Source organism: Aggregatilinea sp. (genome assembly GCF_036822615.1).
Taxonomy (GTDB): domain Bacteria; phylum Chloroflexota; class Anaerolineae; order Aggregatilineales; family Aggregatilineaceae; genus Aggregatilinea.
The window spans coordinates 1-4888 of sequence record NZ_DAISHJ010000010.1 but is presented as its reverse complement, the minus strand read 5'-3'; the positions used below and the strand labels follow the sequence as shown (position 1 = coordinate 4888).

Below are 4888 nucleotides of genomic sequence, written 5' to 3'. Positions count from 1 at the left end.
CCTTGTCGCTTGCGCGCAGCGCCTGCCGCAGCACGAACAAAACGTTTTTGTCGCGGGACGCGATCAGCGCGGCCATCGCGCGCTCGCGCACGACCGGGTACTGGTCGGGCGCCATCAACGCCGCCGCGAGCCGCTTGAAGATATCGCCCCGCCACGACGCATCCGGCGGCGAATCGGGCAGCCACTGGATCAGGTCGAACAGGTTGCTGTACAGCAGGTCGGGCGCGGCGCTCAGGCGGCGATAAACGGCGGGCAGCATATTGCTGACGCGCGACGCCGCGAAGCCGATAGCCTCCTGCCACGCCGGATTCATCGCCCGCTCGACCAGCAGCTCCGATTCGCCGTCTGTGATCCCCTCGCTCGCCGCGTAACTGGCGATGGTCGGGTGAGCAAATGCCAGCGCGTCGTCGCCATGCCGGACGATTAACCCACCTTCGAGCAGCGCATCCAGCAGCGCGTCGGGTTTACTCTGCCCGGCCTCACGCAGCGTCGTTACCAACCGCTCGCGCGGCAGCGGCTGCCCCGCCTCGATGAGCGGCACGGCCACCGCCGCAACCGACTCGCGCAGCTCGGCATGGGAAAGCTGGCGCGTAATCAGGGCATCGTACCACCCAGCGCGCCCGGTCAGGCGCGCATCATCGACCAGCCCCGTCCACAGCTTAAGCGACACGTCGAGCATGGTGCGCCCCCGGTTATCGGCGGTCAGGCGGCGCATCGTCTGGTCGTCGGGCAGGGTTGCCGACTGCCGCTTGGACTTCGCCATCCGAGCGGCGACCCACCGCTCTGCCAGCAGCGCGTAATCATCGTCGCGCCATGCCCGCAAAAAGCTCGGTGTGAAACCGAGGGCTGTCAGCGGCTCGTAGCCCGCCGGAGGTCCGGCGACCACGATCAAATTCTGGCCGTATACTTCCATGAACTGCGCCAGCCACGGGTAATAGGCCTCGCGCGCTGCCGGAGCGAGATCGTCGATGCCGTCGATCAGCACGACCCCGATCCCCGCATCCAGCGCGGGATAAACCACGCTGCCGACCACCTGGGAAGTTACGTTGCTCACCTGGCGCTGCACCGCTTGAACGACGGGCTCCGCAGGGTCGGCAGATTCGCCACGACCGTACAGCGCGGGATCCAGGTCTAGATCGGCCAGATGGAAATAGATCGGAATGAGCGTCGTAATTTGATGTCCGGACGACTTTTCGACGGCAGTCTCCGACGCGCCTTCCTGCTTGCGTTCCTTCGCTTCTTCCAGCCGCGTCATGGCGCGGGTATGCAAACGCTCGCGCTCCTGCTCGCGCTGCTTGCGCTCCTCTGGCGAGAGATTTTTCTCCTGCTCCTCGACCGTGCGGCGCGACAGATCTTCGAGCGATTCAAACGAGACCTCGCCAAAGGCCATCAAGCCCAGGGTGAGCAGCGCGGTCGATTTGCCCATGCCGCGCACGCCCAACAGCGCCACGTGGCGATCGCCGCTGGCCAAATCTTTCAGGGACATTGTTTCAAGATTATAGGGGCTGTAGCTGTGGGGCATATCGTGCCAGACGGGCACCACGTCGAACACGCTGGGTGGGGCGTCTTCGCTGCCCGGCACGATCACCGGATCGGGAGCCGGAAGCAACCGCGGCTCCAGCAGCACGTCGCTCAGCTCGAACAGGCTTCCAGCCACATGCCGGTGCTGGAAGTAATCGACGATATCGCGTGCATAACGCCCTTCGGCGCTACGGCCAATGTACTGGCGTGTGCCTTCAATCTGCGACTCGGTGGACTGCTGAAGCGCGGCCAGCCGCGCCCGCGACCGCCACACCGCCAGCGAAACCCCGGTCGCCGCACCAGCGCCAAGTAAAAACGAGGGCACATCGAAATCCATGACCGCCTCCAACGCCTTACGGTGTCACTAAAATACGCCCACAGCTCGTACAGGTTACAATACCTTTTCCCCGGCGCACTTCCTGCACGACGTTCGCCGTCTGATCCACCCAACACCCGGTACACGTGTCGCCCTTCAGCAGCGCAACCGCTATCCCCTGACGCTGTGTGCGGAGTTCTTCATACAACGCCTGATTTTCCGGGTCCACGGCAGCCAGCGCGGTCTCGCGGTCGGCCTTCAGCGCGCGGCCTTCCTTCTTGACGCGCTTCTGTTCCTCGCGCAGCGAAGTTTGATCGCCGCTCCATGCCGCTTCAGCCGCGCTCAATGTGTCCGACGCGGCAGCAAGCGACGACTGAAGCTCCTCGACCACCATCATTTCTTCCAGCAGATCCGTTTCAAGCTGGCTGCGGCGACGCTTCAGCTCGGCGATTTTGTCTTCCATCTCCTGAAGCTCTTTGGGGTTGCTGACCTCGCCGCCATACAACCGGGCAGACAGCTCGGATGCTTGCGAGATCACCGACTGGTTTTCGAGGGTCATGTCTTTGACGTGCGCTTCGTGAGGCGCGAGGTCGTTTTTGAGCGCCTCCACTGCCGACCGGGCAGCACGCAGTTCCGTGTTGCCTTCCAGCAGCACGTTAATTTTACGCAGGCGTGCACGCCGGGCATCGAGTTCGGTATCGATTTTCTGAAGGCGGTAGAGCGCTTGTTGCTGGCTCATATTCCCCCGTAGGCTGGCGCATCCAGCAGGCTGATGTACAATGAGCGCAGAATCAAGGCGGCTTAAAATACCATTAAAGCACAAATAAGCAGGTCGCATTATACTACAGGGTAGCATCGCGGCAAACCCGTGAGGGTACTTGTTCGTCGATAGATACCTGCTGCGCACAGGGAAAGTTATGCACACACTGCGTTCGGTAGAGATCTCGAGGGCCGAATGGCGATGGGTTATCATCGTAAGCGGGCTGCTGGTAGCCCTGACGCTCCTCCCTTATGCGTGGGCACTCGCCAGCAACCAACAGGCCGAAGGTGTTCATTTTATGGGCATTCTTTCGAATCCCAAAGATGGCGCCACCTATCTCTCGAAGATCGAACAAGGCCGCCGCGGCGCGTGGCTGTTTGAGCTGCGACACACGCCCGAAGCGCACGACGGAGCAGGGTTCCACACGTTTTACATCTTTCTGGGCCACATCGCGCTGCTGACCGGCCTGTCTGACGTCATCATTTTCCACCTCGCGCGCGTCGCCACCAGCCTGTTCATGTTCATCGCGCTGTACCAGCTTGGAGCAACGATCTGGGTCCGGCTCAGGCCAAGACGCCTGTTTTTCACCCTGATCGCCGTCGGATCGGGCCTGGGCTGGCTGCTCCTCCTGTTCGGATCGGGCGAAATTGCAGCGGACATGAATATTCCCGAGGCATTCCCGCTGTTTGCCGCCTATACGAACCCGCACTTCCCCCTCAGCATCGCGGCGCTGGCACTGATCGCCTCGACCTACATCACCGTCTTCCGGCGCGGTTATCAGGCCGAGCCGTCCGTCGACAATGGTGGTCTGACGGTCATGCTGCTGTCGATGCTCCTGGCCCTCATCCAGCCCACCGCCCTGGTCCCAATCGGCGGGGCGCTGGTGATATATGTACTCATTCGCTACCGGCTCACGCGTGAATTTCCGGTACACGAGCTGCGCTGGTCCTCTATGCTGTGGCTGCCAGCCGTGCCCTTCGCTATTTATGACGTCGCGGTCTTTCGATTCAACGACATTATGGGCGAGTTCAATCAGCAGAACCAGACGCCCTCGCCCGCGCCCTACTTGTACCTGTTCGGCTATGGACTGCTGCTGCTCGTCGCCGTGCCGGGACTGATCCGGGCCGTGCGGCGCTTCGAGCGGGACGGCGACCAGTTCATGCTGCTGTGGTTCGTGATCAACGTCGCCGGACTCTACGTGCCCTTCAATTTGCAGCGCCGTCTGGCCCTGGGCCTGATCATTCCGCTGGTCTACTTCGCCGTCCGCGCGCTGGAAGACTACTGGTTTTACAAGATCCCGCGTGATTGGCGCGCCCCTGCGATGATCGCGCTCGTCGTGTTCCTGGTCCCTTCCAATATCCTGAACCTGGGCGTACCGCTGTTCGGCGCTGTGGTCGATAAGGAAAGCGGACTTTCCGGCGGCATCCTGATGGAAACGGATTACTGGAACACGCTCCAATGGCTGGACCAGGAGGGCACACCCAACACGGTCGTCCTGGCCGAACCGACATTCAGCCTGTGGGTTCCCGCCTATACCGATCAGCGCGTCGTCTACGGGCACGAGTTCGAAACCGTGCCGAACGAGGAGCGGCTGGCGCAGGTCGAAGACTGGTATCTGGGCCGGGATTGCACCACGCTGCTGGGAGACGATCTGCCGTTCCAGGTCCGCTACATCGTGTGGGGACCGCGCGAACGGACCTTCATCGACGAAAATGGCCCCACCAGCGGGCCAATCGGCAAGTGTATCGACGCCATCCCTGAAGATCGCATCCAGCAAAAGGTAGAACAGGGTGAGGTCACCATCTACGACCTTGGCCCCGCATAACGCCCGACAGACTGCGGCCCCGTATGCCTTGCTTGCTGCCAGCCTCGCAGCGTTTTTGCTGCTGGTCGGGTTGGATGAGCACAGCCTGCCCTTTCCGCCTGAGTCGGAGTTCTCTGACGCGGTAACCAGCCATTGGCCGGGCGCGTTGTATCTGCGCCAGAGCATTCTGGACGATCACGCCTTTCCCCTGTGGCGTCCCCTGATCATGAGCGGGCAGCCTTTCGCGGCAAATCCGCTCAACAAGGTCTGGTATCCCTTCCAGTGGCTCGTGCTGCTGATCGATCCCATCGCACACCTGAATCTACAGCTCTGGCTGCACCTGCTGCTGGGCGGCATGGGCATGTGGGCCTGGGCGCGCCGGACCGGGCTGCATCCCTGGCCCGCTGCGCTGGCGGCAGTTGGGGCAGGGTTCGCGCCGCGCCTCATCGCAGCGGCGGGCGCGGGTCATCTGGACCTCGTATACGCG

At 62.4% G+C, this 4888-nt stretch carries 3 protein-coding genes and 1 pseudogene; 2 read left to right on the top strand and 2 right to left on the bottom strand.

Going from position 1 to position 4888, the window contains the following annotated elements; all coding sequences use genetic code 11:
- Positions 1-1858 (bottom strand): hypothetical protein (locus V7116_RS05300; protein WP_324390849.1); only part of this gene is annotated, 1858 nt, incomplete at its 3' end.
- Positions 1859-1874: 16 nt separating this feature from the next.
- Positions 1875-2576, bottom strand: a complete 702-nt coding sequence (locus tag V7116_RS05295) for a zinc ribbon domain-containing protein (protein ID WP_324390848.1) — start codon at positions 2574-2576, stop codon at positions 1875-1877.
- Positions 2577-2895: 319 nt separating this feature from the next.
- On the opposite strand from V7116_RS05295, the gene V7116_RS05290 reads away from it, so the two are divergent.
- Together V7116_RS05290 and V7116_RS05285 are read left to right on the top strand one after the other, a co-directional pair.
- Entirely contained in the window at positions 2896-4422 is a 1527-nt protein-coding gene (locus V7116_RS05290) for a hypothetical protein (RefSeq protein ID WP_324390847.1), read from the top strand.
- A 28-nt stretch (positions 4423-4450) separates the two neighbouring features.
- A pseudogene (locus V7116_RS05285) lies at positions 4451-4888 on the top strand (hypothetical protein); the annotation flags it as partial.

Coding starts and splice junctions, on each gene's coding strand:
- V7116_RS05295 (WP_324390848.1), bottom strand. CDS start 2,576: ATGAGCCAGCAACAAGCGCTCTACCGCCTTCAGAAAATCGATACCGAA.
- V7116_RS05290 (WP_324390847.1), top strand. CDS start 2,896: ATGGGCATTCTTTCGAATCCCAAAGATGGCGCCACCTATCTCTCGAAG.